The sequence below is a fragment of the Chitinimonas violaceus genome (assembly GCF_052601015.1).
The window spans coordinates 1-3721 of record NZ_JBQXDJ010000136.1; the positions used below are offsets into that span (position 1 = coordinate 1).

3 protein-coding genes and 1 pseudogene are annotated in these 3721 nt (G+C 52.2%); 3 read left to right on the plus strand and 1 reads right to left on the minus strand.

What is annotated here, in order from left to right:
* From ACUHMQ_RS20280 to ACUHMQ_RS20290, 3 genes and pseudogenes are all read left to right on the plus strand, one after another.
* Positions 1-110, plus strand: a pseudogene (locus tag ACUHMQ_RS20280) (IS5/IS1182 family transposase); the annotation flags it as partial.
* On the plus strand, positions 61-627 hold the full coding sequence (locus ACUHMQ_RS20285; RefSeq protein WP_445297262.1) for a LysR substrate-binding domain-containing protein: 567 nt from the start codon (positions 61-63) through the stop codon (positions 625-627). The pseudogene ACUHMQ_RS20280 and the gene ACUHMQ_RS20285, both read left to right, overlap by 50 nt.
* A 274-nt stretch (positions 628-901) precedes the next feature.
* Positions 902-1903 carry a glycosyltransferase gene (locus tag ACUHMQ_RS20290; RefSeq protein ID WP_445297263.1) on the plus strand — a complete coding sequence of 334 codons (1002 nt, stop codon included), beginning with the start codon at positions 902-904 and terminating at the stop codon, positions 1901-1903.
* A gap of 91 nt (positions 1904-1994) precedes the next feature.
* On the opposite strand, the gene ACUHMQ_RS20295 is transcribed toward ACUHMQ_RS20290, so the two are convergent.
* Positions 1995-3188, minus strand: a complete 1194-nt coding sequence (locus tag ACUHMQ_RS20295; RefSeq protein WP_445297264.1) for a lytic polysaccharide monooxygenase — start codon at positions 3186-3188, stop codon at positions 1995-1997.
* Between the last annotated feature and the right edge of the window lie 533 nt (positions 3189-3721).

Below are 3721 nucleotides of genomic sequence, written 5' to 3' on the forward strand. Positions count from 1 at the left end.
TTGCGAGGCTGAAGCATTACCGTGCAGTGGCGTTCCGGTTCGACAAACTGAAACGGAACTATGAAAGCATGGTTGCCATGGCCTGTGGGTTTCTATGGCTACCTATGTGAAACGTCAACAGACCCTAACAAAGAGAGCACGTCACTTCGCGATGGCACGGTTGATCTGGAAACCGGTGTTGTGGGGAAGGCGACCGGCCCGGAGGTGCATGTACAGGCCTTGTTTCGGGATCGCTTTATCGGCGTCGTGCGATCGGGTCACCCGCTGTGTGAGGATGAGATTACGCTCTCCCGTTATGCATCCGGCAGGCACATCCTCGTTTCCCGGCGTGGGCTCGATAAAGGGCCGATTGACGAAGCCTTGAAGGCATTAGGTCTGGAACGGAATATCGTTACGGTTGTCGGCGGTTTCTCAACTGCGCTGGCCTTGGCGAGGGCTTCCGATCTGATTGCCAGCGTGCCTGAACGGCATACTGTCAGCCTGCGTGCCGAAATGCACAGCTTTCCCTTACCGGTTTCTGTCCCGGAAATCACTGTTTCTTTGCTCTGGCACCCACGGTTACATGCCGACCCTGCGCATCGCTGGTTACGGGGGTGCGTAAGGGAGGTTTGTGCGGATCGCCCATAGAACCTGTTCAAAGCCACTTGTAATAGCCCTAAGCCAATGCAATGAAATGCTCCATTCCGCTTATCGGGATACAGAACAAATTGTTGGTACCTCTGGTCTGAGCGGATGCACCAGTACGAGTTAGAGCCTGTTTACGATCTTGCTGCGCAGCGGTGGTCAGAGCTTATGTGCTGCGTCCAGACTCGGAAGGGTTGCTGACCATTCTGCCTACTTGAGATCGATCATCCCGTCTTCAAGCGGCTTGATCTGATATTTATTGCAAGGCAGCAGTACATTGGAAAAACAAGAACTATCGCCCCATATCGATGTAAGCATCATCGTCCCTGTATTTAATTGCGCACAGTATCTTGTTGAATTACTGGAATCACTCTGTACACAGGCGCATTGCTCCCTGGAAATTATCGCTGTTAATGATGGTTCCACCGATGAGAGCTTATCTATCTTGGAACACTACTCGCGGCTCGATCAAAGAATCATGGTTGTGACTCAGGAGAATCGCGGCTTATCTGGCGCGAGGAATACAGGCATCCAGCTGGCACGTGGCGATTGGATCGCGTTTGCGGATGGCGATGACTGGCTTGCCCCCAATGCACTGCATACCTGGTGCAAGGAAGGTTTAGCAAAGGAGCTGGATGTAGTTATCGGCAATGGTTTCCGATTCGACGCTAGCCCTACCCTTGAATTGGCCAACTCAATCTGTTCCTGGAAGCCCGCAGAGGCGGTCGTTTCTGGCGAGGATTGGACTATACAGAGCGTTGCGCAACGCCAATGGAAGCACTACGTCTGGTTGCAACTCATTCGCCGGAGTCTCGTTATTGAGAATAATCTCCGTTTTCAGGTTGGTATGTTCCATGAAGACATTCTATGGACTGCTCGTTTGGCATCGTGCGCAAAGAGGGTTGGCTTTTGCGATGTGCCGTTTTACGGCTACCGCATATCCCCGACCTCGATCACCAATACTGCTTCACTAGAGATTATTCTTCGCAGGGTACGCAGCTATATCGCGATTGTTGACGGGTTATCCAATCCCATGTCCTGGTCACAGTCGTCACCTCGATTCCAAAAGGTGTTATTGCGGCAAGCCAACATCGAAGCGGGGCATCTCACTGCGCTGCTTCGAAAGGATATCCTGCCTTTGAGTCATCGGCCTCAAATTGCAGAATTCTCCGTAATTCGGAAACTGGTTGCCCCTGTTTTCAAAGGTGCTACGACGGCGAGTGAATTCTGGCGTGCCGTTCGTTTCTGGAGAACGGTTTCCCGTATTTCCAACAGATAGTGCCAATGCAAACGCCCCTCATAAATAAGCACCTGAGGCGTTTGCAATTACATTTCGCCTTATCGCGGTTGTTTGTGAGCAGGAATGACGTCTAGCTCAACAACGCCCAGGCATCAGTCCAGTTTGAACCTGTAGCTGGCGCATAGTGCGCTGGTGATTGGCTGCACCAGCCTGCATAGGGGTAGGGCTTGCACTGGTAACGTTTACCGTCACTCCCCTGCACGATGGTGCCGGCTTTGTAACCGGCGATGCCTGCCGGGTAGATGAAATCAACCTGACCTTCGCTGCCACCGCCACCGTTGTTGATATCAATGGCGAAGCTGTAATCGGCCGTTACATTGCTGCGTTCGTACACCCGGTTATCCATATTGCTTTGTACGGGATTGATACTTCCGTTGTTACCAAGGACACCGACTTTCACGTACTGCGAAGCCGCATTCACCTTCTGCGCCAGGTGGAAGGGCCATTGGCTGGCGCCTGTCATTCCACTGGCCAGGGTGATGGTGTGGGTTTCCAGGTCTTTGAAATCTGGGGCGAACAAGCGGAAGGTTACCTTGCTGTTGACCGGTAGGTCCTGTTGCGCCCGGACTGGGCCGATTTCTTTCCAGGTTGTTGGGGTGGTGACACCGCTGAAGTTCACATCCATGCAGGAATAGAACGCTTCAGGGCTGTCATTACGCTGCCAGATGCTATAGATGACTTGGCGGCCCGATTTTCCTTGTGGAAAGGGACAGGTCATCTTGTAATGCCCGTTCACCAGCGGGTTGTTGGTGATGGTACAGAAGGGCTGGCTTTCCAGATCGGACCACTTCAGCGGCTGGCTTGGGTTGTAGCCATTCCGGGTTACGTAGAACTTGAAATACCTGGTTGAGTGCGGTGCAGTGGCTCTGTAGAGAAAGTCGAACTGGCCATTGGCATTAGGGGCAATATTGGTGGCAGGCCAGTCATCACGCGCGAGGTTGAACCCTTTGTAGGTTTCTTTACCTGCGCCACATAATTTCCCATCGGGCACAACAGCCTGGTGCTGGTCGTTTGCGTTGCCTTGGTTTACCCCATTCCAATCGTAGAAAGCCTGGGTGCCACCCACATCCCGTGCGGCCTTACACGCAGCGGACTTGGGACTCTCAGGCCCTTCCTGGAAACAGTTGTATACCCGGTCCACCGGTATGGCCATCGCACCATGTGCTTGTACCGGCGTACTGACCAGCGTTGTGAGCAAAGGGGCGGCCAGGACAGCCAATGTGGTACTTAGCTTGGCTGGTAAGGTCTGGTATTGGGTATGCATATTGTCTCCTTATATGATGCTAAACAAAGTGCATTGCCGTGGAACGACAATGCTCGGGCTGCGTCACAAATGGAGATGGCATGTTATGCGTCGATATTGTGACGCTTCAAGCAAATAGCCCGACTTACAGATGAGCGGTGGGCGAAACGTTGCTGATCTGCCAGTCTGCTTAGCGTGAAAGGCATTGGTCTAGGATGAAATAGTTGAGCGTGTTGTGCAGCCTCAATAGAGGGTATGCAACAAAACCATGGTCAGTTCTTAGGACCTGTTTACTCAGCTGTGATCAAGGACTTATGCGCTGCTCTGCGCCCTCTTGCGACAGCCGGGGGTGACAAATCGTAAACAAGCTCTTATGTGTTGTTCTGAGTCTGAATCACATCTGTGCAATGAGATTGCGAACAGATTCTTAGAGCGTGTTTTAAAAGTCACGAACAGCCCCATGTGTTCGATTTTGACATGGCTAAAAAAGTAGTCGCAGGAGAGAGCAGCAGTACCCGACCGATTTAAGCGACAAGAAGTGGAAACGGATTGAA